Genomic DNA, 23226 nt, shown 5'->3' with positions numbered 1-23226 from the left:
GACGGCTACTGCCTCAGCGCGTTGTCCTTGATCCGGCGTAGCGGCCGGAGCAGGGTGCCCAGCACGCTCTGCCGGCTGCCGATCACGTCGACATCGGCCAGCATGCCTGGCAGCACGGGATGCTCCGGCCCCAGCGCCGCGGCGTCGGCCTCGAGCCGGACCTTGAAATACGGTACGCCGCGCTCGTCCTGATGCGCATCCGGCGAGATGTCGGAGACGCGCGCGCTCAAGCCGCCATAGACCGAGAACTCATAGGCGCTGATCTTGACGATCGCCCGCTGCCCCAGCCAGACGTCGGCGCGGTCCGCCGGCGACAATTTCATCTCGACATCGATCGAACCGTCGGAGGGGACGATCTCGGCCAGGGCCTCTCCCGGCTTGACCACGCCACCGACGGTACTCACGTTCAGCTTGTTGATGATGCCGCTGACGGGGGCGCTGACGTCGGACCTGCTCATGCGGTCCTGCAGCGCCTCGATGCTCTTGGTCAGCTTCTCCAACTCCGTCGATGTCTGCGCCCGTTCCTTCTCTGCGTCGGCCTGGAAGCGCGAGGTGACCTCCGCCTTGCGTTTCTCCAGCTCCGAGAGCGCGGCTTCGGCGCGCGGGATCTCATGGGCGAGATCGGACAGACGCGCGACCGCCTGCTGCACCACGCGCTCGGCTTCCAGCTGCTCATTGTTCGAGGCCGCGCCAGCGGCGGTGAGCTTTCGCAAGGAAGCGAGGCGCTCGTCGGAGATCTGCCGTTCGCGGGTGACGGAGGGAAGGCGGGAGCGCAGCTCCGACAGCTCGATCTCCTTCTGCCGCTGCTGCTGCGTCACGATCGAGAGCTGCTCGTTCAGGTTCGCGCGACGGCGTTGAAACAGCGACAGCTCGTTGTCGATCACCTGCTGGCTGATGTTCAGCGAAGGTGGCGGGAACGAGACCTCACTTGCACCCTTGGTCTCGGCTTCCAGGCGAATGAGGCGAATCCGCTTCGCCGCCTGTTCGATCGCCGCCTGCGCCAGCTCCGATTTGAAGAAGCTGTTCTCCACGCGCATCAACGGCTGGCCGGCAACGACCCGATCGCCCGGCTTGACCATGATCTCCGCGATGATGCCGCCCTCCAGATGCTGCACCTCCTGCTTCATCTGCTGCGTGACGATGCGCCCCGATCCGCGCGTCACCTTGTCGATCTGAACGATCGCCGACCAGATCAACGCGGCGAGCGTGCAGAGCCCGACGATCACGACGAAGCGTCCCTGCGCTTCGGTGGCGATGCGATCGATCCGGCGCGGGAAGACGGCGGCTCGCTCCATACCGGCCACGACAGCGCGGTCGCCGGCCGGCATGCGTTCCGGTGCGACGCTACCTGCAGCGGTCTGGTGGGCGCGAAGTGGATGCAATGCCGTCTCGGTCCGGATCGATAACCCATTGAAACCGAAAGCGGTGCACGAACAATTAAGGCTAATGAACGATCATCGGGATCCATACTGCCTTGTAGGTGCATTGCGGACTCCATGTTTCAGAGCAGCATCAGGTCTGACCGTTCCGGTCCGGGAGTCGATGCGGCCGTGGGGCGGCTGGCAAGAATCGGTCGGGCGGAACGACGGGATCCGGAGCGGCTCGATATGTCCCGGCTGCCGCCGCCGGATCACCTCGCCAGGCTTCTGACGGAGATTGCCGCAGTCTGGAACAGGCAGCGCGGCGAGCCGGTGCGATCAGGCGCCAGCGCGCTACAGGACATCGACAGCCCGGAGACGCTGATCTCCTTCGCCGCGACCAACGGCATCGATGTCGTGTTCGAGAACCGTCTGGTCGCCTCGCTGTCATCAGAAGATCTCCCCGCAGTGATGCTGACCAACGAGGGCATGGGACGGATGCTGCTCGCGCGCCGCGGGCGCGAGTTCACCGCCCAACATGGCGGCGCGACCTATGCGATCGACAAGGATGCGCTGGCGGCCGAGGAGGCCGGCACGCTGTTCCTGGTTCGCCCTCGCGGCATCGTGCCGTCGGACAATCTCGCCGAGACCGTCGCGGAGGTCGCATCCTCCGAGGCCAGCGATCCGGTCCGCGGCATCCTCGATTTCATGACCGACCGGCATCGCAAGATGCTGGCCGAGCTCCTGGTCGCGGCGGCCTTCTCCAATTTGATGCTGCTGGCGCTGCCGGTCTATTCCGGCCTGATCTTCGATCGGGTGATTCCACATTCGGCGTTCGATACGCTGTGGGCGATCTCGATTGGCGTGACGCTCGCATTGCTGGCGGATCTCGCCGTGCGCTGGGTTCGGCTGAAGATCCAGGACTCGCTGGCGAGCTCGGCGAGCGCCGCCATTCAGGGCTCGGTCATCAGGCGGCTGCTGCAGGCCAAGATGGGCGAGGCACCGCGCTCGTCGGGCGCGATCACGCTCCGCCTGCGCAATCTCGATGCGATGACGCAGCTGATCCCGCAGCTCGTCACCGGCGTGCTGGTCGACGTTCCCTTCCTGCTGATCGTGTTCACGCTGCTGTGGCTGAACGGCGGCGCGGTCGTGCTGGCGCCTGTCGCTGGCATTGGCGTGCTGGCGGCGCTGCATCACTGGACCAGCCTTGGCTCCGACGCCGAGCAGAAGCGCTCGACCACATTGCTGCAGCTTCAGACCAATCGCCTGAACGAGGCGGTCGAGGTGCTCGAGACGATCAAGTCGACGCGCACCGAGCTGCGCGTGCTGAACCGCTTCGAGCAGATCTTCGACGAGTACGCCTATTCGACCCATGTGGTGCGGCTGTATCAGGGGCTCGCGGCCTACGCCAACGTCACCATCGGGCAGATGATGGTCGCAGTGGTGCTGGTGATAGGGGCCTATGAGGTTTCGGCCGGGGACATGACGATCGGCGGTCTCTCTACCTGCTCGCTGCTGATCGGGCGCGTCATCAGCCCAATCGGGCAGCTGATCGCGGTCATCCACCGCACGCTGCAGAGCCGCGCGCTTTTGAAGTCGCTGGCGAGCGAAAGCCGATATCAGAGCGAGACCGCCGGCGACGAGAGCGGCGCTCTGCGCAAGCCCGAGCAGTGCGCGCTGCGTCTGCAGAGCGTCGCGTTCTCCTATCCGGGCCAGAGCACGCGGCAGATCGACAATCTCACCACGACCATTCAGCGCGGCGAGCGCGTCGCCATTGTCGGCCGGTCGGGATCGGGAAAGTCGACGCTGCTGCGGTTGATTGCAAGGTTTGCCGAGCCCGACCGCGGCTCCATCCTGCTCGACGGCTTCGACGTCCGCCAATATGAGCCCTCGGATCTCCGCTCCGCGCTGGGCTATATGGGCCAGGGCGCCGGGATCGTCGAAGACACCCTGATGCGAAACCTGATGCTCGGCCAGAGCGAGCTCGATCCGGATCACTTCGCTGAAATCATGAAGCTGACCGGCATCTCCGATTTCGCCGCCACGCATCCGCAGGGCTTTGGTATGAATGTCGGTCCCCGCGGCGAGCGGCTGTCCGGCGGCGAGCGCCAATCGGTGGCGCTGGCCCGCATCCTGCTCTCCGATCCCAAGGTGCTGCTGCTGGACGAGCCGACCGCCTCGATGGATACGATGCTCGAGGCGAAGCTGGTCAAGAACATCGGAAAATTCATCGGCGACCGGACGCTGATCGCCGCGACCCACCGCGCGCCGGTGCTGCAGCTCGTCGACCGCCTGATCTGGCTGGACGGCGGCAAGGTCATCGCCGACGGCCCCAAGGCCGAGGTGCTGAAGCGCATGTCCGGCGCGGCGGCTTAGAGCGTTTTCAAGCGAAGTGGACACCGGTTCGCGTCAAGGAAACGCGTCAAAACAAAACGCTAGAGCCCCGTTCCGATTCAATCGGAACGGACAAGGCTCTAGCGAAGAGAGGCTGCGATATCGCCGATCGATCTGAAGAGCATCAGTGGATCGTCTCTTGAGGGAATGAACCCGCGCCGCACCCAGAACGCCGCAGCCTCCGTATCAACCGCCCGGACCAGCAGCGCGCGGCCTCCGACAAGGCCTGCAGCCGTGACGCAGCGCTGCAGCGCATGTTTGACCAGCCCCGTGCCGATGCCTTTGCCGCTCCAATTCTGATCCGTTGCAAGCTGACCCAGCAGCAGGCAGGGGACGGGATCGGGCGGCTGACCGGTTCGGATGGAGCGTGGCAGGATCGAAGGTACGACGGCCGTGGGCGCCAGACCATAATAGCCGATGACACGCTTGTCTTCATGTACGACGAGGACGGCTGTAAAGCCTTTCTCCTGATTGGAGAGTGCACGCGTCTTCAGCCACCGATCGAGGGAGGGCTTGCCACAGGAGAACGCTGCGATGTCGTGGACTGCGGTCAGCAACTCAGGCTCTGAGATCGCCAATTCCTAGCCCCGTTTCTTCGATCTGCCTGTCTCCCACGGGGCCGCGCGTTCGAACAGTTCGACCATTTCGGGGACTGCGGTGCCCGGTTCGGACAGCGCCGCCGTGAAAGCCTTGAAGCCGGCAGGACTCATCCGAATGGGGGCTGTCTCCATCAACGCATCCTCCGCCGCGCGGACAGCCGCATCACGGACAAAATCGGTACGTGAGCGGCCGCGCAATGCTGCTGCCCGATCGATGATTGCGATGTCCGCTTCGGGCAGCCGCATCGAGAGCGGATATTCCTTACGTTTGACGGTTCGTGGCACGACAGCCTCCTGATGCAACAGATTAATCCATTGTAGCGCATTTTGCAATACGTAGCTAGGCTTGACGCTTCTTCGAAGTTCTGTTTTTTCCCAGGCTCGCCCGCATTTCTCCAATCAGATGTTTTGCAAAGGCGTCGCTGAGCGCGGGCAGGGTGCGGCCGGCATGCTTGATGACGCTGATGCGGCGCGCGAAGGCGGGATCGTCGATCGCGCGTGAGCGGACGTCGCGCTCGGCCTTGATCTCGCGCGCGGAGCCTGGCAGCACTGCAAGGCCGAGGCCGGCGCGGACCATCGCCACCGCGGTCATCATGTAGGTGGCCTCGCAGGCCGGGTTGGGGATCAGGCCGCGTTTGTGGAACGCAGCCTCGACCACGGTGCGTACGCTGGTGTCGGCGGCCATCATGATCAGCGGATATTGCGCGAGCAGCGCCGGCGTCACCGCGGGCTCGCGGCTGATTTTGTGACCGGCGGGATAGACCACGTGCATCTGGTCCTGCACGCTGAACATCACCTCGATGCCGGGCTGCGCCACCTCGCCGCCGACGATGCCGAAATCGACCTCCTCGTTCCGGACGAGATCGAGCACCTGTTTGGCGATCACGTCGCGCAAGGCGAAATAGACATTCGGCTTGCCGGAACGAAACGACTGGATCGCATCGGGCAGAATGCCGGAAGCAATCGAGGGCAGCGCTGCGAGGCGCACGATGCCGCGCTGCCTGGTGCTGCCGCCCTGCACATCATGCACCAGCGTCTCGATCTCCTGCAGCAGCTTCTCGAATCCCGGCAGGATGTCGGCGCCCGTCCGGGTCAGCTCGACCGAGCGACTGGTGCGGTCGAGCAGGCGCGCCTTCAGCGTTTCCTCGAGCCGCCTGATCTGCACGGTCAGCGCCGGCTGCGAGAGATGGAGCAGCTTGGCCGCGCGGGTAAAGCTCTTCAGCCGCGCGACGGTCACGAAGGAGCGGATCTGGGTGAGAGCGACGTCCATAATGCAAGACTATTGCTGTGATAAAATCATTTCAATTGTTTAATCGAGCCTCCGATGGCAAGCCCATTGGCAAATCAATGAAATAAACCTGCGCGAGCACTCGCGCCGGAGGAAACAATGCTTGCCCTGCTCGGCCTCTTCACGATCGCGATCCTGCTCGTTGTCATCATGACAAAGCGGATGTCGCCGCTGATTGCCCTGATCACCATTCCGATCCTGGCGTCACTGGCCGGCGGCTTCGGCTGGGACACCAGCAAGTTCATCGTGTCGGGCCTGCAGAGTCTGGCGCCCGTGGTCGGCATGTTCGTGTTCGCGATCCTGTTCTTCGGCATCGTCAGCGACGCCGGCATGCTCGATCCGATCATCGACCGCATCCTGCGCACGGTCGGCACGCGGCCGACGCGCATCGTGATGGGCACCACGCTGCTGGCGCTTCTGATCCATCTCGACGGTTCCGGCGCCGTGACATTCCTCGTCACCATTCCCGCCATGCTGCCGCTCTATGAGCGGCTCGGCATCGACAAGCGCATCCTCGCCTGCGCGGCCTCGATGGCGGCCGGCGTGAATTTCCTGCCCTGGACCGGGCCGATGATCCGCGCTTCGGCCTCGCTGAAGCTGCCGATTCCGGAGATCTTCAATCCGCTGGTGCCGGTGCAGATCACCGGACTCGTCTTCATCTTTGCGGTCGCCTGGTGGCTCGGGCGGCGCGAGGAGCGCCGGCTCGGCTATGTCGCCGGTGCCAGCGTGGAAGCGCCGCAGCGCGTCATCACCGAGGCCGAGAAGGAGCTGCGCCGGCCCGGCAATTTCTGGATCAACATCCTGCTGACCGTGTTCGTGCTCGGCAGCATGGTGATCCTTGGGGATAAGCTGGCGCCCGCGATCGTGTTCATGGTCGGAACCTGCCTCGCGCTGCTCATCAACTATCCCAATGTGGACATGCAGCGTCGGCGCATCGATGCGCATGCCAAGGCGGCGCTGCTGATGGCTTCGATCCTGATCGCCGCCGGCGTCTTCACCGGCGTGATGCAGGGCACCGGCATGCTGAAGGCGATGGCGCAGACGGCGGTGAGCTTCGTGCCGGCGGATGCGGCGAGGTTCATTCCCGTCGCGCTCGGCATCGTCTCGATGCCGCTCAGTCTGCTGTTCGATCCCGACTCGTTCTATTTCGGCGTGCTGCCCGTCGTGGCCGAGGTTGGATCGCAGCTGGGGGTTGCGAAGGTGCAGGTCGCGCAGGCCGCACTTCTCGGCCAGATGACGACAGGCTTTCCGGTCAGCCCGCTGACACCCGCGACGTTCCTGGTGGTCGGTCTCTCCGGCATCGAGCTGGCCGACCACCAGAAGTTCACGATCCCCTTCCTGTTCGGCGCCTCGGTCGTCATGACCATCGCCTGTGTGCTATTCGGTCTGTTCCCGCTCTAGGTTTTTATTGACGCGTTTTCTTCACGCGAACCGGTACCCACTTCGCTTGAAAACGCTTTTGGATCGGAGAATGACGATGCGAACCATCAGGATCGGCGCCGGCGCCGGCTATTCCGGCGACCGCATCGAGCCCGCGATCGAGCTGGCCGAGAAGGGCGCGCTCGATTACCTCGTGTTCGAGTGCCTTGCCGAGCGCACCATCGCGCTGGCGCAGCAGGCGCGCATGAAGGATCCGGCAGGCGGCTACGATCCGCTGCTGGCGGCGCGCATGCAGGCCGTGCTGCCGATCTGCCGCGTCAACAAGGTCCGCATCATCACCAACATGGGCGCGGCCAATCCGCTCGGTGCCGCCGAGGCGACGCGGTCGATTGCGCGCAAGCTCGGCCTCTCAGGCCTGAAGATCGCAGCCGTCACCGGCGACGACGTGCTGACGAAAGCCAAGGACGCCGATCTCGCGCTCGACAATGGCGACACCATCAAGGGCCTCGGCAATCGCGTTGTCTCGGCGAATGCCTATATCGGTGCGCGCGGAATCGCCGATGCGCTCGCCGCCGGCGCCGACGTCGTCATCACCGGCCGCGCCGCCGATCCCGCGCTGTTTCTCGGGCCGCTGGTGCACGAGTTCGGCTGGGCGATGGATGATTGGGACCTGCTCGGCAAGGGCACGATGGTCGGCCATCTCCTGGAATGCGCCGGCCAGATCACCGGCGGCTATTTCGCCGATCCCGGCGTCAAGGATGTGCAGGATCTCGCCCGGCTCGGCTTTCCGATCGGCGAGGTGCGCGAGGACGGCGATCTCGTCGTCACGAAAGTCGCGGGCTCGGGCGGCTGCGTCACGCCAGCGACCGTGAAGGAGCAGCTGCTCTACGAGATCCACGATCCCGCCGAGTATTTCCAACCCGACGTGGTCGCGGATTTTTCACAAGTGCGGGTCGAAGAGGTCGGCCCTGATCGCGTCCATGTCACGGGCGGGCGCGGCAAGCCGAAGACGGGCCTGCTCAAGACCTCGGTCGGCTATATCGACAGCTATGTCGGCGAGGGCCAGATCTCCTATGCCGGTCCGGGTGCAGTGGCGCGCGGCCGGCTCGCGCTCGACATCGTACGCGAGCGGGTTGCGATGACGGGTGCGCAGACCACCGAGCTGCGCTGCGACCTGATCGGCGTCAACGCGCTGCACGGCGAGGCGTCCGGCGCCGGCGCGCCGTATGAGGTGCGGGTGCGCGTGACCGGCCGCACCGAGACGCTGGCGGAGGCCGTCAAGATCGGCAACGAGGTCGAGACGCTCTACACCAATGGTCCTGCGGGCGGCGGCGGCGCCTGGAAATCGGCGCGCGAGGTCATCGCCGTCGCCTCGTGTCTCGTTCCGGAGAACGCGGCGCAGCTCAGCGTGTCGCTGGTGGAGGCCTGAGCATGAAGCTGCGCGACATCGCCCATTCCCGGACCGGCGACAAGGGCAACATCTGCAATATCTCGGTCATCGCCTATCGCGCGGACGACTACGCGCTGCTGTGCCACGTCGTCACTGCCGAGCGCGTGAAGGCGCATTTTGCCGGGGTCGTGCATGGCGAGGTCGTCCGCTATGAGCTGCCCGGCATCGCGGCGCTGAACTTCGTCCTCAAGGATGCGCTCGGCGGCGGCGTCACCCGTTCGCTGGCGCTCGATGCGCACGGCAAATCGCTGAGCTCGCGGCTGCTCGATCTCGACATCAGGCCGGCCGACGGCAGCTGAAGCCGATCCTATCACGACCATCAATCATAAGAATGGGAGGTTTGATGATGACGATCGCGAGCGCTGTATCTGGCCGGACAAACCGGCCCGCCCGTCGCGGCTACGTGGCGGCCTTGTCCGCGATGAGCCTATTGCTGTTGTCGCCGTCTCTGGCTGCGGCCTCATGCGATCAGCTAGTCAAGCTCGCCGTCGACAACACCACCATCTCGGCCGCCGAGGCGCGCCCCGCCGGCTCGTTCGCGCCGCCGAGCGGCGCCGCGATTGCTGATCTTCCCGGCTTCTGCCGCGTGCAGGGCGTCATCTCGGCCGTGCCCGGCTCGCGCGTCGGTTTCGAGCTCTGGCTGCCGCAAGACGGCTGGAACGGCAAGATCGAGATGGTCGGCAATGGCGGTTACTCCTCGGCCATGTCCTACAAGGCGATGGCGCCACTGCTCAAGCGCGGCTATGCGGCGGTCGCGACCGACACCGGCCACACCGGCGATGATCCAAGCTTCGCGATCGATCATCCAGAGGCGATCGTCGATTGGGGCCATCGCGCGGTGCATGTCACGATCGCGGCCGCGAAGTCCGTGACCTCGGCGTTCTACGGCGAGAATCCGAAGCACAGCTATTTCGCCGGCTGCTCGACCGGCGGCCACCAGGCGCTGATGGAAGCGCAGCGATACCCGACTGATTTCGACGGCATCATCGCCGGCGATCCCGGCAATAACCGCACCCATCTGAATGCAGGCTTTCTCTGGCAGTTCGTCAGCAACCACCGCGCCGATCTCGGCGTCATTGTCCCTCCGACGAAACTCGCGGCCATTACCGATGCGGTGGTCAAAGCCTGCCGAGGCAAGGATGGCGGATTGGCGACTGATAGCTTCCTGACCGACCCCGAAGCCTGCAACTTCGAACCTGCGCAGATGCTCTGCAAGCATGGTGACGCCGACGACTGCCTGACATCGGAGCAGGTGGATGCGCTGGCGACCATGTATCGCGGTGCCCGCGGCGCGCATGAGGGCGAGCAGATCTATTATGGTTGGCCGAAGGGCAGCGAGAATTCAGGTCGCGTCATCGCGAGCCTGCCAGGCTGGAGCCTGTATTGGGCCGATCCGCAGCACGCCGACCGGCCGGCGCGGCTGAACTTCTGGAAGGTCTGGGCGTTTCCGGGAACGGACTGGGACTGGCGCAATTTCGAGTTCGGCAGCGGCATCAAGGCGGTCGACGACCGGCTTGCGCCGGTCATCAACGCGATGAGCACCGACCTATCTGCGTTCAAGGCTGCCGGCGGCAAGCTGATCCAATATCACGGCCTTGCTGATCCCGTGGTGCCACCGCGCGACTCGATCGACTATTACGCGAGTGCAGGCCGCCGAAAACGCTGACAAGCGCGCCGATGCGACCGCGGATTTCTATCGCCTGTTCCTGGTGCCCGGCCTCTACCATTGCGAGGGCGGGCCGGGGCCGAACGTGCTGGACACGCAGGCGGCACTGGAGAACTGGGTTGAGCAGGGGGCGGCGCCGTCGACCATCGCCGCAACCAAATTCCGCAACGACAAGCCGGCCGATGGCGTCGAGATGAGCCGGCCGCTGTGTCCCTATCCTCAGGTTGCGCATTACAAGGGCGAGGGCGATCCCACGGATGCCGCGAGCTTCGTGTGCACGGCGGGCAGGCGTTACCCAACGCCGCTGCCGGCTGCCGCCTATTTGCGCTGAACGCGCTGATCGGCGCAGGTTTCGTCATCCGTTGTGTCGATGAATGGGCGCCGTCGGAGGCGCAACTCGCTGAGCAGCCGGAGCTGCAGGACGAGCTCGAGCGGCCGATGATGGTGTTGATCTCGGCGCAGAGCACGTGACGGGCGAGCGTGTGGCGCCGTTGCCACCTCAGCGATCTTGAGGTGTTCACCCCGGCATGCAACCTTTTCGGCGCGGCGCGGTAGGTTATGCGTGATCGCCGCATTCCCGCAGTTTGGAACCCTTGATTGCAATGAACCGATACGACCTGATCATTCGCGGAGGCCGCGTCCTCGATCCTGAAACCTCGTTCGACGCCGTTGCCGACGTTGCGGTCAAGGACGGCGTGATCGCGGCGATCGGCGACATCGCGGGATCGGCCGAGCGGGTGATCGACGCCATCGGCCTCGTCGTCAGCCCCGGCTTCATCGACCTTCACGCCCACGGCCAGTCGCTGCCGGCCGATCGCATGCAGGCATTCGACGGCGTCACCACGACGCTGGAGCTCGAGGTCGGCGTGCTGCCGGTGGCGCGCTGGTATGACGAGCAGGCGGCGCAGGGGCGCACGTTGAATTACGGCGCTGCGGCCGGCTGGGTGTTCGGCCGCATCGCCACCATGACGACGCAGCAGACTGCCTCCAGTGTCGCCGGCATGGGCGAGGCGATGCGCGACAAGCGCTGGGTCGAGGAGGTCGCGACGCCGGCGGAGACCGCCGAGATCGTCGAGCGCGTGCGCGTCGGGCTGGAGCAGGGCGGCCTCGGCATCGCCTTTCCGAATGCCTATGCGCCCGGCACCGGCGTGAAGGAATTGTCTGAGCTGTGCAGCCTCGCTGCCCGCCACAACGTGCCGACCTACACCCACATCGCCTACATGTCGAACGTCGATCCGCGCAGCTCGGTCGACGCCTATACACGTCTCATCGGGCTTGCGGGCTCGACTGGCGCGCACATGCACATCTGTCACTTCAACAGCACCAGCCTGCAGGATGTCGAGCGCTGCGCCGAGCTGGTGCGAACCGCGCAGGCACAGGGCCTGAAGGTGACCGTCGAGGCCTATCCCTATGGCACCGGCTCGACCGTGGTCGGCGCCGAGTTCTTCGCCGATCCGGCCTTCTGCCAGCGCCAGGGCACCGGCTATGACGCGATCGAGATGGTCGCGGAGCGCCGCCGGCTCGCCAGCCGCGAGGAGCTGCTGGCGCGACAGAGAAGCGAGCCCGGCGCGCTGGTGCTGATCCATTTCCTCGATGTCGCGGTCAACCCACGGCATCGCGATCTGCTCGACATCTCAGTGATGTATCCGGGCGGCGCGATCGCCTCCGATGCCATGCCCTGGATCCTGGGCAACGGCACGCTCTACACCGGAGATGCCTGGCCGCTGCCTGAGGATGCGGTGTCGCATCCGCGCTCGTCCGCGACCTTCACCAAGTTCCTGCATGACTGGGTGATCGAGCGCAAGGCGGTGCCGCTGATGGAAGGTATTGCCAAGTGCACCTTGATCCCCGCGCAGATCCTTGGGGCTTCGACGCCTGTCATGCACAAGAAGGGACGGCTGCAGGTCGGCTGCGATGCCGACATCGTCGTGTTCGATCTCGCCACACTGAAAGACCGTGCCGACTTCCTCAACATGAACCGGCCCTCCGACGGCGTGAAGCATCTCCTGGTGAACGGTGAGGCCGTGATCGCCGATGGCGCCTTGTTGCGCGATGCGCGGCCTGGACGGCCGGTGCGGCGGCTGGTTGCGTCATGATCGTTCCGGTCTTGCTGGTCACCGGTTATCTCGGGGCGGGCAAGACCACGCTGCTCAATCATCTTCTCGCCAATCCCGGCGGACGCCGGATCGCCGCGGTCGTCAACGACTTCGGCGCTATCGATATCGATGCCGGGCTGCTCGGCACGGTGTCGGATGGCGTGGTATCGCTGAAGAACGGCTGTATCTGCTGCTCGCTGCAGGGCGATCTGCTGCGCACGCTGGCCTCGGTGATCAAGCGGCCGTCGCCGCCGGATGCGATCGTGATCGAGACCTCCGGTGTTTCGGATCCCGCCGAGATCATCCGCAACCTGATGGACCCTGTCATCTTCAAGGTGGCGCCGCTGGAGACGGTGGTGACCCTGGTCGACGCGCGGCGCGTGCTCGACGAGCCCGAGCTGGCGCAGGATGCGCTGTGGCGCTCGCAATTGCGCGCGGCGGATTTCGTTCTGCTGACCAAGACCGATCTGCTTGATGATGAGGAGCGCGGACGCGTCGCTGAATTCCTCGGCCGGCACAGGCCGGCGAACGTCGTGTTCGATGTTGTCCAAGGGGCGGTCGCGCCAGATCTGTTGTTCAGCCGCACTGCCGCCGGGCCGCGAACCGCTCCGACGCCCGCGCTGTCGGCGTCCGAGCCATTCGCGTCCATAACCTGGACCTCGCAGGCGCCGCTCTCGCTGGCGCGCTTTCAGCAGGTTGTGAGTGCACTTGCCGCCCGGACCCTGCGCATGAAAGGAGTCTTCGTCTTTACCGAGCACCCCGCGCAGCCGATGCTGTTCCAGTGCGTCGGCACGCGCGCGACGCTGTCGGCTTCGCAGCTCGCCCCGCCGGATGGTCTCACCGCGCAGCTCGTGCTGATCGGCCGGGAAGGCCAGATCGATCGGGATGAGATCGAGCAGGTGCTGAAGGGGATCGTTGCGGATTGAACCCTACCAATACCGATTGATGCGACCGAATTGCACGGTAGCTGCTCTCTCTTCCCTTCTCCCCTTGTGGGAGAAGGTGGCGCGAAGCGCCGGATGAGGGGTTGCTTCCGCAAACTCACACCGCAAGAGACCCGCTCGCCGAGAGAGACCCCTCACCCGTCTCGCCGCTACGCGGCGAGCCACCCCTCCCACAAGGGGAGAGGGTGCACCGAGATCGTCGCGCTGGCGATGATCCTGCCGCTATTGCTTCCCGATATACGGGCATCCGCCCTCCGCGAGCGGACGGAACGCCTGGTCGCCGGGGACGGTGGTCTGGTATTCGTAGAGGTCCCACTTGCCCTTGGATTCCTCGGGCTTCTTGATCCGCATCAGGTACATGTCGTGCACCATGCGGCCGTCCTCGCGGACGACGCCATTCTCTGCGAAGAAGTCGTTGACCGGGGTCTTGCGCATCTGGCGCATCACGGTCTCCGCATCCACCGAGTTGGTGGCCGCCACCGCCTTGAAATAGTGCCGCAATGCCGAGTTGACGCCCGCCTGGTAGGCGGTCGGCATCGCGTCATGACGTTTGAAGAACTCCTGCGCGAAGGCGCGCGTCTCCGGCGTGCGGTCCCAATAGAAGGAATCGGTGAACAAGAGGTCATGCGCATGCGCGAGCCCGAGCGCCGGCACGTCGGTCAGCGTCACCTGCAGCGCCACCACCTGCATGCTGCCTCGGATGTTGAACTCATCCGCCTGCGCCACGGCATTGCGGAAGTCGGAGCCGGCATTGGCGAGCGCCAGCACCTTGGCGGTGGAGGACTGCGCCTGCAGCAGGAAGGAGGAGAAGTCGGCGGTGTCGAACGGATGCCGCACGGCGCCGAGCACCTTGCCGCCGGCCGCATTGACCGCCTTGCTCGCATCGCGCTCCAGCGCCTGGCCGAAGGCGTAGTCGGCGGTGAGGAAGAACCACGGCGTGCCGCCGCGCGCGACCACCGCCTTGGCGGTGGCGTTCGACGATGCGTAGGTGTCGTAGGTCCAGTGCACCGAGGTCGGTGAGCACTGCTTGCCGGTGAGATCGGAGGAGCCGGAGCCCGAGATCAGGAAGATCTTCTTCTTCTCGCGGGTGACGTTCTGGATCGCCAGCGCCACCGCGGAGTTGACGCCTTCGGCGATGACGTCGACGCCCTTGTTGTCGATCCAGTTGCGCACGATGCCGACCGCCACGTCAGGCTTGTTCTGATGGTCGGCCGAGACGATCTCGATCTTACGGCCGGCGACCATGCCGCCGATTTCCTCCGCGGCCATCTGCGCCGAGATCACCGAGCCGGTGCCGTTGCCGTCGGCATATTGCCCGCTCATGTCGGTGATGATGCCGACCCGCAAAACGCCGTCTTGGGCGCGCGCCGCGCTGCTCGCAAACAGAATGGCAGCGCCCAGCAACAACAAGGTTCTCGCCAATGAAACCATCACCTTCAGCATTTCGTCTCCCGAAAAATTCTTCAATGTTATTCGGGAATTAGAACTGCAGGATTTGCCTCGGCCAGGCAATCTCGTATGACGCATGGCCGCTCCGCGGGCCAAAACGCTTTAAACGTCACTCGAGAGCGACGACGGGCAAAATGCGACAGACGGTAGCTTAGTCCGCGACCGAAGTGCGCCGCTGCGATACCCGCGTCAGCTTCGGCGGATCGAGCTTCAGCGGACGCAGCGGCTGCTTCCGCGCCATCGCATCCATCACTGCGCGGTTCGTCTTCTCGATCCTCTTGGCGCTGGCGACGTCGGCGAAGGCGCGGTCGAATTTGCCCATGCGATAGAGCACCGCGCCGCGATCGACATAGGCGGCGGAGAACTTCGGATCGATCTGGATGGCCTGGTCGAGATCGGCGACGGCGGCGGCCAGGTCGCCCTTGCGATAGGACGCCATGCCGCGGTCGCGGTAGAACTTGGCGTCGTTCACGCCGGGCGCGCCAGCTGCGGCGGACGTGTTGGCCGGCCCCGCAGCGGTCTCGGCGGGGCAGCCATTGCTGCCAGGCACTGAGGCGCAGTGAGCGCGGGCGTCGTCATCGGCGCTGTTCATCGAGTCCGCCTGCTCGGACGCGGCAGGCTGCGTTGCCTTCTCCGGCAGGCTCGCAACGGTCTCCACGGCGGCATCTCCTGCCGCCGGGGCAGCAGGCTCCGGCGCGAGGGCGGCAAGTTCGACCGGCTTGGTCGCCACCGCAATGATCTTGATCTTGTCCGTCGTCACGACGATCGGCTTGAGCGGCGCAATCGATGCGGCCGAGACGTGCATGAACAGCAGATAGCCGCCGACCGTCGTCGCCGCGGCGCCCGCGATCGCCATCACGCCGGAAGCGACCTTGTGGACCTTCGCCGCGACCGCGCGCTTGGATTCCTGCTCCTGCTCCTCGCGTGCGAGATCCAAGAGATGATCATAGGCCGCGCGCTGGTCACGGTCGCTGAGAATATCGTTGGCGCGCACGATCTGCCGGAAGCGCAGCGCTGCATCGGGATCGCCAGGATTGATGTCGGGGTGAGTGCCCTTGACGGCCTTGCGAAACGCAGACCGCAGCTCCTCGGCGTCGTCATCCGGAAGAGCTCCGAGCAAATCGTAAAGCGTCTTCATCGCTCTCGCCGCAGGGTCCTCTCGTCTCCGAGCAAAATTCCCGCCGCGAATTTACGCTGGAGCACGCTTACTAACACACTATCTACGGTTGGGATGATCCCCATCCAGTACGGCGGAAAAATGACTGAATTGCGCGGAGTTGGAGCCATTTCTGTCGTGTCGCCGTCACTCGGCTTCGTGTTGCGGACGTCCCTCAGCCCATGCCCGCGTGCATTATGCGTGCGCGCGCGGTACGACATTGTGGGATTTGCAACCAGGGATTGATGGAAAGCGCCGCCACCTAGCCGGATAGCGCCGCCTGCTGCCGGATCAGGGTGAATGGAAAGTTTGAAGCAGGTTCTAAGAATTAAGGTTAATGCGCATTTAAGCGCGGTCCTGTTGCCGAATGATCACGCCGAGATGAGCGGCCTTGATCGGGAGCCGGTCTTACCTCCTTACCGAGCGCGCGCTATCGTGGCGCGTGATGAGCCCGGCTTGCACGGATGCGGCGCGCCCCGGGCAAGGAATAACCTGGCGCTGCGGGAGGCCTCCATGTCGCCATTGAGGCCGCGCGGCGCGCGGCTCGGCTTTGTCGCGCTGCTCATGATGCTGCTGCCCCTTCCGCTCGCCGCGGAGCCGCTGTTCTCGTTCGAAGCGACGCCGGGCAAGCTGCCGAAGACGGCTCTGCCGGTGCGCTACGACATCGATCTCACCCCCGATCTCGCGCAGCTGACAATCGCGGGCCTGGAGACGGTGGAGGTCGAACTGCGCGAGCCGGCGGCGCGGATCACGCTGAACGCGGTGAATATGACCATCGACGAGGCGAGCGCGGATGACGGCGCGCAACACGCCGCCGTCGCGCTTGACGCGGCGGCCGAGACGGCGACGCTGTCGTTTCCGCAGGCGCTGCCGGCGGGCGCGCATCGCCTGAGCCTGCGGTTTTCAGCAAAGATCAACGCGTTCGATCGCGGCCTGTTCTTCGCCGACTATCCGACCGAGCAGGGCAGCAAGCGGTTGATTTCGAGCCAGCTCGAGCCGGCCGATGCGCGGCGGATCTTTCCCTGCTGGGACGAGCCGTCGTTCAAGGCGAGCTTCAAGCTCACCGTGACGGTGCCGCAATCGTTCATGGCCGTATCCAACATGCCGGTCGCGCATGAGGAGATGGCCGCGCCCGGCCTCAAGCGGGTCAGCTTTGCGCCGACGCCGAAAATGTCGAGCTATCTGTTCGTGCTCACATCAGGCGAATTGGAGCGGATCACGGCGGACGCCGGTGGCGTTGCCATCGGCGTGGTGACGACCAAGGGCAAGAGCGACAAGGGGCGCTTTGCGCTGGGTGAGGCCGTGAAGCTGCTCGGCTATTACAACGACTATTTTGGCGCCGCTTTTCCGCTGCCGAAGCTCGATCTGATCGCGGTGCCCGGCGGCTATGGCGGCGCGATGGAGAACTGGGGCGGCATCACCTTCTTCGAAAGCCGGCTGCTGTTCGATCCCGCCACGGATTCGGATGCGCATCGGCGCGACATCTTCAGTGTCATCGCCCATGAGATGGCGCATCAATGGTTCGGCGATCTCGTCACCATGGGCTGGTGGGACAATCTCTGGCTCAACGAGGGCTTTGCCAGCTGGATGCAGGAGAAGGCGGCCGAGCATTTCCATCCGCAATGGCGCAGCTGGCTGAACGGCTACGGCCAGAAGCAGGTCGCGATGGCGCTCGATGCCCGCCGCACCTCGCATCCGATCCAGCAGACAGTCGCCGACGAGAGCGAGGCGATGCTCGCCTTCGATGGCATCACCTACAGCAAGGGCCAGGCCTTCATCCGCATGCTGGAAGCCTATCTCGGACAGAACCCGTTCCGCGACGGCATCCGCGCCTACATGGCCGCGCATGCCTATTCCAACACCACCACTGCCGATCTCTGGCAGGCGCTGGCGCAGTCGACCGGCAAGCCGGTCGCCGCAATCGCATCGCCCTTCACCGAACAGGCGGGGGTGCCGCTGGTCTTCGCCGAGACCGATTGCAGGGATGGCGTGCAGCAACTCGCGCTGCAGCTGGAGCGGTTCGCGATCATCCCCGCGCGGTCCTTCTCGAGTGCCTCCGAGCAGAAGAGCCTACCGAGCGTGTCCTGGAAATTGCCGCTCGCCTTCGGGTCCGTCGGCGCGGGCGCATCGCCATCGGCCGTGCTGCTCGACGGGACGACGAGCTTCACTGGGGGTCCTTGCGGCGAGCCGCTCAAGGTCAATACCGGCGATATCGGCTACTACCGTGTGAGCTATGGCCCGCGAAGCGGCGCGGCGCTGGTGGCGGCGCTCGACCTGATGGCGCCGGAGGATCGGCTCAACATGCTTGCCGATGGCTGGGCCATGGTGGCAGGCCGGCGCGCCGAGCTAAGCTCCTATCTCGCGCTGGTCGAGCGGCTCTCGCCAAACGATCAGCGCGCGGTGTGGGATCAGGTGATCTCCAGTTTCGCGACGCTCGATCACTTGGCACGCGGCCAAGCTGAGCGCGAGGCGCAGCGCGCCTACGCACGGGCGCGGCTGCGTCCCGTGTTCGATCGACTCGGCTGGGATGCTGCGGGTCATGGTATGGTCGCCGGCGATGATGACGACACCTTGCTGCGCGCGCGGCTGATCCGCGTGCTCGGCGATCTCGGCGACGCCGAGATCGTGAGCGAGGCGCGCGCGCGTTTTGCGCGTTTCCTCATCGACCCGCAGACGCTGGCGCCCGAGCTGCGCGACAGCGTGATCCATCTCGTCGGCCTCAGCGCGGACGCCACGACCTACGAGCAACTGCTCAGCCTGGCGCGCGCCAGCACCGTGACCAGCGAGCGGGTGCGCTACTATCTGGCGGCTGCAAGCGCGCAGGACGCGGCGCTCGCAAAGCGCACGCTGGCGCTGACGCTGACGTCGGAGATTTCGGTGACGATCGTGGGGCCGGTCATCGGCAGCGTTGCGTCCTTCGCCGAGCAGCCGGAGCTGGCCTGGCGGTTCGCGCGGGAGAATTTCGATGCGTTGCTGGCGCGGCTCGGTCCGGGATTTCGAGACCAGATGGTGCCGAATCTGATGACGAACTTCAACGACGAGGACCATGCGCTGCAGCTTGCGCATTTCGAACCGTCACAGTCGACCGCCGGCGGCCGCATCGCCAGCGCGCGTGCGCTGGAGACCATGGCGATCGCGGCGGATTTCAAGGCGCGGGCTCTGCCTGAACTCTCCGCCTGGATCAGGCAGCACAAGCCTTGAGCCACATCGCCGCCTCATATTCAGTGTCGTCCCTGCGAAAGCAGGGACCCATAACCGCAGTTGTGTTTTGGTTAGAGCAGCCCTAGCTCCATCCATCGCAACACAAGACCTTGTGGATATGGATCCCGGGTCTGCGCTCGCGTTGCTCGCTTGCCCGGGACGACACCTTGCTTGAGGCACATTGTCGCCTCACACTCCGCTGTCGTCCCGGCCTTGCGCCGGGACCCATACGCCGCGGCCTCGCGATGAGGCAGAGTGGCCGACACGGCGGCGCTTGCGGAGATCGGCGTCCGGCCGCTATACCCCGGGGTATGGCTGATTTCCACGGCGTCTTTCCCTATCTCGTCTCGCCCGTCGATGCCGACGGCAATATCCGCACCGCGGTGCTCGGCAGGCTCTGCGATGACCTGATCCACGCCGGCGTGCACGGGCTGACGCCACTCGGCTCGACCGGTGAGTTCGCTTACCTTGACCGCGCCCAGCGCATGACTGTCGTCGAAGCCACGATCGATGCCGCCAAGGGGCGCGTGCCCGTGGTTGCCGGCGTCGCCTCGACCACGATGGCGGATGCGGTCGCGCAGGCCAGGGCGTATCAGAAGCGCGGCGCCGACGGCATTCTCGCAGTGCTGGAAGCCTACTTCCCGATCAGCGATGCCGGCGTCGAGGCCTATTTCCGCAGCATCGCGGATGCGGTCGACATTCCCGTCGTGATCTACACCAATCCGCAATTCCAGCGCTCGGACCTCTCGCTCGAGGTGATCGCGCGTCTCGCCGAGCATCCGCGCATCGGCTACATCAAGGATGCCTCGACCAATACCGGCCGGTTGCTGTCGATCATCAATCGCTGCGGCGATGCCATCAAGGTGTTCTCCGCCTCGGCGCATATTCCGGCGGCGGTGATGCTGATCGGCGGCCAAGGCTGGATGGCAGGGCCGGCCTGCATCATCCCGCGCGCCAGCGTCGAGCTCTACAATCTCTGCAAGGCGTCGTGCTGGGACGATGCGCTTGTGCTGCAGAAGAGGCTGTGGCGCGTCAACGAGGCCTTCGCCCGTTTCAACCTCGCCGCCTGTATCAAGGCGGGACTTGCCATCCAGGGCTATGATGTCGGCGATCCCGTTCCGCCACAGGCCGCGCTGACGGCCGAGCAGCGCAAGCTGGTGGAAGAGGTGCTGCAGGGGTTGGGGTGATTGGTTCGCGTTTGCCTCGCTCTCCCCACATCGCCATTCCGGTGCCCGCGCAGCGCCAGCACGGAATCCATCCGCCGTGACGCATCTGTTGGGCAGGCCAGGAGACACCGAGCCCATGAACCGCGGTCTGTGGTCATGGATTGCGGGCCCATCGCTGCGCGATGTCCCGGAATGACGGCAACGGTTGTTTTGGCGAACAGATCGGCTAAAACGCCCGCCACATTTCGATATGACGTGAAGGACGACGATGAACATTCTTCCGAGCAACATGCGATTTGGTGCGGGCCAGCCGGTCAAGCGGCTTGAGGATCAGCGGCTCGTCACCGGGAAGGGCCGCTTCATCGACGACAAGCCGGAGGACGGCGCGCTCTGGCTCCATGTGCTGCGCTCGCCGCATGCGCATGCGAAGATTGTTTCGATCGACACGACCGCGGCACGTGCGCTGCCGGGCGTGGAGGCGATCTTCACCGGCGCCGATCTGGTCGCCGATGACATTGGCACCATCCCGACGCTGGCGATCTTCAAGCGGCCGGACGGCAAGCCCATGACGGTGCCGCCGCGGCGTCTTCTGGCGCATGAGACCGTGCGTTTCGCTGGCGAGGCGGTTGTGGCGGTTGTCGCGACATCGCGCGCGATCGCGCAAGAAGCCGCCGAAGCGGTCCAGCTCGACTACGAGGTGATGCCGGCGGTGGTCGATCCGGTCGAGGCGATCAAGCCGGGCGCGCCGGCGGTGTGGCGTGATGCTCCCGACAACATCGTGGCTGCGATGAGCTATGGCGATGCTGCCAAGGTCGAGGAAGCCTTCGCTGGCGCGGCGCACAAGATCTCGCTCGATGTCGTCAGCCAGCGCCTGATCCCATCCGCGATGGAGCCCCGCTCGACCATCGCCGAGGTCGAGAAGAAGACCGGCCGTCTGATCCTGCACGTGCAGTCACAGACGCCGGCCTCGACCCGCGATGTGCTGGCGGACGTGTTGAAGCGGCCCAAGGAGAACGTGCGTGTGCTGGTCGGCGACATCGGTGGCGGCTTCGGCCAGAAGACCAATCTCTATCCGGAGGACGGCATCGTCGCCTATGCCGCGACCAAGCTGAATCGCAGGATTCGCTGGCGCGGTGAGCGCACCGACGAATTCCTCGGCGGCACACATGGCCGCGATCTCACCTCGACCGCCGAATTCGCGCTCGATGCCAAGGGGCGCGTGCTGGCCTATCGCGTGCGCTCGATCGGTGCGACGGGGGCCTATTCGTCCGGCGCCGCCAACATCATTCCGCTGGTGCTCGGCCCGTTCGTGCAGACCGGCGTCTATGACCTGCCGCTGGTGCATTTCGAGGTGAAGACGGTCATGACGCACACGGCGCCGGTCGGCGCCTATCGCGGCGCAGGCCGGCCCGAGGCGGTGTTCATCGTTGAGCGGCTGTTCGATGCGGCCGCGCGCCAGATCGGCATGGACCCGCGCGCGATCCGTAAAGTGAATTACATCAAGCCGGCGCAGTTGCCCTACACCAACGCGGTCGGGCAGGTCTACGATTCCGGCGCCTTCGCGCACATGTTGGAGCGCGCGGCCAAGCTCGCCGACTGGGACGGCTTCAACGCGCGCAAGCGCGAAGCCAAGAAGAAGGGCCTGCTCTATGGCCGCGGGCTGACCAGCTACATCGAATGGACCGGCGGCCGCGCCCACACCGAGAAGGTCTCGCTGCACGCGACCGCGGAGGGCCGCGTCGTGCTGCATTCGGGCACGATGGCCATGGGGCAGGGGCTTGCCACCACCTACACCCAGATGATCGCGGACACGCTCGGCATTGGCATGGACAAGATCGACGTCGTGCAGGGCGACACGGATCTGGCGACCGGCTTCGGCAGCGTCGGCTCGCGCTCGCTGTTCGTCGGCGGCACGGCCGTGGCGGTGTCCTCCAACGATCTCATCACCAAGGCGCGCGAGAAGGCCTCGAACCTGCTCGAGACCTCGGTCGAGGACATCGAATATCGCGACGGTTTTCTCACCGTGGTCGGCACCGACCGCCGCATCAGCCTGTTCGACATCGCGCAAAAAGAGCAGGGCGCCAAGCTCTCGGTCGACAGCGAGGGCGAGGTCGATGGGCCGAGCTGGCCGAACGGCACTCACATCTGCGAGGTCGAGATCGATCCCGATACCGGCGTCACCCGCGTGGTGCGCTACACCACGGTCGACGATGTCGGCATCGCGGTCAATCCGATGCTGGTGACCGGCCAGATCCATGGCGGCGTCGCGCAGGGCATCGGCCAGGCGCTCTATGAGGGCGTGACCTACGATGCCGACGGCCAGCTCCTGACCGCGACCTATCAGGACTACTGCATCCCGCGCGCCGACGACGTGCCGCCGATCGTGGTCACGCTCGACGATGCCGCGCCGTGCAAGACCAATCCTTTGGGCTCCAAGGGCTGCGGCGAGTCCGGCGCGATCGGCGGCCCGCCCTGCGTCACCAATGGGGTGATGGACGCGCTGGCCGAGTTTGGCATCACCAATCTGCAGACCCCGCTGACGCCGCAGAAGGTGTGGAAGGCGATCCAGGAGGCGAAGGCGGCGCGGGTGTGATTGCGCGGGCTTTCACTGACCGCGCGGCCTGCTCTCCGTCATTGCGAGGAGCCCACCGGGCCTCGCCTTCGGCGAGCCCGATGACAGGCTCCGGCGACGAAGCAATCCAGTTCCTCGTCTGCAAAGAGATTCTGGATTGCTTCGACGCGTAGGCGCGCGCCTCGCAATGACGGATGAGGAAGCTGCAGAGATGTGCGCGTCTGAAGCGGTTACGCGAAAGCGCGGCCACAAATTCGATGTCGTCCCGGCCTTGAGCCGGGACCCCCGACCTTTGTTTTGCGAAGGCTGGAGCGGTCGTCTCGTTTCATTACCCTTGCAGGCGGTTATGGAGCTTGGCTCTGCGCTCCGCCTGGCCGGGACGATACCGCTTGTGTGAGCGCCTATGTGACGTGCCGTCGGGCAAATCGCTGTGCGGCTTTGCGCAATCTTGCCACGCGACAGAGCTGCGGGAGGCGAACGAAACGCCGCGCAGAAAAACTCATTTCG

General features: G+C 65.3%; 17 protein-coding genes. 11 read left to right on the top strand and 6 right to left on the bottom strand.

Annotated features, from left to right (window positions below; translation table 11 throughout):
- Positions 1-5: 5 nt before the first annotated feature.
- Entirely contained in the window at positions 6-1382 is a 1377-nt protein-coding gene (locus P6U24_RS32085; protein WP_407156417.1) for an HlyD family type I secretion periplasmic adaptor subunit, read from the bottom strand.
- Positions 1383-1607: 225 nt separating this feature from the next.
- On the opposite strand from P6U24_RS32085, the gene P6U24_RS32080 reads away from it, so the two are divergent.
- Positions 1608-3734 (top strand): ATP-binding cassette domain-containing protein, encoded by a 2127-nt coding sequence (locus tag P6U24_RS32080; protein WP_407156416.1) that lies wholly within the window; start codon positions 1608-1610, stop codon positions 3732-3734.
- Positions 3735-3832: 98 nt separating this feature from the next.
- Here the strand turns inward: P6U24_RS32080 and P6U24_RS32075 are convergent, their stop codons facing one another.
- Genes P6U24_RS32075 through P6U24_RS32065 form a run of 3 tightly spaced genes read right to left on the bottom strand, consistent with a single transcriptional unit; the run spans position 3833 to position 5621 of the window.
- Entirely contained in the window at positions 3833-4330 is a 498-nt protein-coding gene (locus tag P6U24_RS32075; protein WP_407156415.1) for a GNAT family N-acetyltransferase, read from the bottom strand.
- A gap of 3 nt (positions 4331-4333) precedes the next feature.
- Positions 4334-4636 carry a DUF1778 domain-containing protein gene (locus tag P6U24_RS32070; RefSeq protein ID WP_407156414.1) on the bottom strand — a complete coding sequence of 101 codons (303 nt, stop codon included), beginning with the start codon at positions 4634-4636 and terminating at the stop codon, positions 4334-4336.
- A gap of 55 nt (positions 4637-4691) precedes the next feature.
- A complete protein-coding gene (locus tag P6U24_RS32065) occupies positions 4692-5621 on the bottom strand; it encodes a LysR family transcriptional regulator (protein ID WP_407156413.1) in 930 nt (309 codons plus the stop codon).
- A gap of 117 nt (positions 5622-5738) precedes the next feature.
- Here P6U24_RS32065 and P6U24_RS32060 point away from each other — a divergent pair, with 117 nt between their 5' ends.
- The 7 genes from P6U24_RS32060 (at position 5739) to P6U24_RS32030 (ending at position 13157) form a co-directional block, all read left to right on the top strand.
- Positions 5739-7040, top strand: a complete 1302-nt coding sequence (locus P6U24_RS32060; protein WP_407156412.1) for a CitMHS family transporter — start codon at positions 5739-5741, stop codon at positions 7038-7040.
- A gap of 76 nt (positions 7041-7116) precedes the next feature.
- Positions 7117-8448, top strand: a complete 1332-nt coding sequence (locus P6U24_RS32055) for an acyclic terpene utilization AtuA family protein (protein ID WP_407160664.1) — start codon at positions 7117-7119, stop codon at positions 8446-8448.
- Positions 8449-8450: 2 nt separating this feature from the next.
- Positions 8451-8768: a hypothetical protein gene (locus P6U24_RS32050; RefSeq protein ID WP_407156411.1), complete on the top strand. Its 318-nt coding sequence runs from the start codon at positions 8451-8453 to the stop codon at positions 8766-8768.
- 44 nt (positions 8769-8812) lie between these two features.
- Complete coding sequence (locus P6U24_RS32045; RefSeq protein ID WP_407156410.1) at positions 8813-10135, top strand: tannase/feruloyl esterase family alpha/beta hydrolase; 1323 nt, start codon at positions 8813-8815, stop codon at positions 10133-10135.
- Positions 10113-10466, top strand: coding sequence for a tannase/feruloyl esterase family alpha/beta hydrolase (locus tag P6U24_RS32040; RefSeq protein WP_407156409.1), 354 nt, complete (start codon positions 10113-10115; stop codon positions 10464-10466). The genes P6U24_RS32045 and P6U24_RS32040 overlap by 23 nt, the downstream gene beginning before the upstream one ends.
- 271 nt (positions 10467-10737) lie before the next feature.
- The gene (locus P6U24_RS32035; protein WP_407156408.1) at positions 10738-12231 is read left to right on the top strand and encodes an amidohydrolase family protein; all 1494 of its coding nucleotides are present in this window, start codon (positions 10738-10740) and stop codon (positions 12229-12231) included.
- A complete protein-coding gene (locus tag P6U24_RS32030; RefSeq protein ID WP_407156407.1) occupies positions 12228-13157 on the top strand; it encodes a CobW family GTP-binding protein in 930 nt (309 codons plus the stop codon). The genes P6U24_RS32035 and P6U24_RS32030 overlap by 4 nt, the downstream gene beginning before the upstream one ends.
- A 240-nt stretch (positions 13158-13397) precedes the next feature.
- On the opposite strand, the gene P6U24_RS32025 is transcribed toward P6U24_RS32030, so the two are convergent.
- Together P6U24_RS32025 and P6U24_RS32020 are read right to left on the bottom strand one after the other, a co-directional pair.
- A complete protein-coding gene (locus tag P6U24_RS32025; protein WP_407156406.1) occupies positions 13398-14618 on the bottom strand; it encodes an ABC transporter substrate-binding protein in 1221 nt (406 codons plus the stop codon).
- Positions 14619-14775: 157 nt separating this feature from the next.
- Entirely contained in the window at positions 14776-15762 is a 987-nt protein-coding gene (locus tag P6U24_RS32020; protein ID WP_407156405.1) for a DnaJ domain-containing protein, read from the bottom strand.
- 531 nt (positions 15763-16293) lie between these two features.
- Between P6U24_RS32020 and P6U24_RS32015 the strand changes: the two genes are divergently transcribed.
- The 3 genes from P6U24_RS32015 to P6U24_RS32005 all read left to right on the top strand — a co-directional run bounded on the left by P6U24_RS32015 (position 16294) and on the right by P6U24_RS32005 (position 22740).
- A complete protein-coding gene (locus P6U24_RS32015; protein ID WP_407156404.1) occupies positions 16294-18981 on the top strand; it encodes a M1 family metallopeptidase in 2688 nt (895 codons plus the stop codon).
- A 311-nt stretch (positions 18982-19292) separates the two neighbouring features.
- A complete protein-coding gene (locus P6U24_RS32010) occupies positions 19293-20168 on the top strand; it encodes a dihydrodipicolinate synthase family protein (protein WP_407156403.1) in 876 nt (291 codons plus the stop codon).
- Positions 20169-20415: 247 nt separating this feature from the next.
- Positions 20416-22740: a xanthine dehydrogenase family protein molybdopterin-binding subunit gene (locus P6U24_RS32005; protein WP_407156402.1), complete on the top strand. Its 2325-nt coding sequence runs from the start codon at positions 20416-20418 to the stop codon at positions 22738-22740.
- Positions 22741-23226: the final 486 nt, after the last annotated feature.

Source organism: Bradyrhizobium sp. STM 3557 (genome assembly GCF_045571465.1).
In the GTDB taxonomy this organism is placed as follows: domain Bacteria; phylum Pseudomonadota; class Alphaproteobacteria; order Rhizobiales; family Xanthobacteraceae; genus Bradyrhizobium.
Note: the sequence above shows the minus strand (reverse complement) of the source record. Positions and strands in the feature narration are given on the sequence as shown.

Bases quoted from the DNA above. Each gene is read 5' to 3' on its own strand.
- P6U24_RS32080 (WP_407156416.1), top strand. From the start codon at position 1,608: ATGTCCCGGCTGCCGCCGCCGGATCACCTCGCCAGGCTTCTGACGGAG.
- P6U24_RS32065 (WP_407156413.1), bottom strand. From the start codon at position 5,621: ATGGACGTCGCTCTCACCCAGATCCGCTCCTTCGTGACCGTCGCGCGG.
- P6U24_RS32060 (WP_407156412.1), top strand. From the start codon at position 5,739: ATGCTTGCCCTGCTCGGCCTCTTCACGATCGCGATCCTGCTCGTTGTC.
- P6U24_RS32055 (WP_407160664.1), top strand. From the start codon at position 7,117: ATGCGAACCATCAGGATCGGCGCCGGCGCCGGCTATTCCGGCGACCGC.
- P6U24_RS32050 (WP_407156411.1), top strand. From the start codon at position 8,451: ATGAAGCTGCGCGACATCGCCCATTCCCGGACCGGCGACAAGGGCAAC.
- P6U24_RS32045 (WP_407156410.1), top strand. From the start codon at position 8,813: ATGATGACGATCGCGAGCGCTGTATCTGGCCGGACAAACCGGCCCGCC.
- P6U24_RS32035 (WP_407156408.1), top strand. From the start codon at position 10,738: ATGAACCGATACGACCTGATCATTCGCGGAGGCCGCGTCCTCGATCCT.
- P6U24_RS32030 (WP_407156407.1), top strand. From the start codon at position 12,228: ATGATCGTTCCGGTCTTGCTGGTCACCGGTTATCTCGGGGCGGGCAAG.
- P6U24_RS32025 (WP_407156406.1), bottom strand. From the start codon at position 14,618: ATGCTGAAGGTGATGGTTTCATTGGCGAGAACCTTGTTGTTGCTGGGC.
- P6U24_RS32020 (WP_407156405.1), bottom strand. From the start codon at position 15,762: ATGAAGACGCTTTACGATTTGCTCGGAGCTCTTCCGGATGACGACGCC.
- P6U24_RS32015 (WP_407156404.1), top strand. From the start codon at position 16,294: ATGTCGCCATTGAGGCCGCGCGGCGCGCGGCTCGGCTTTGTCGCGCTG.
- P6U24_RS32010 (WP_407156403.1), top strand. From the start codon at position 19,293: ATGGCTGATTTCCACGGCGTCTTTCCCTATCTCGTCTCGCCCGTCGAT.
- P6U24_RS32005 (WP_407156402.1), top strand. From the start codon at position 20,416: ATGAACATTCTTCCGAGCAACATGCGATTTGGTGCGGGCCAGCCGGTC.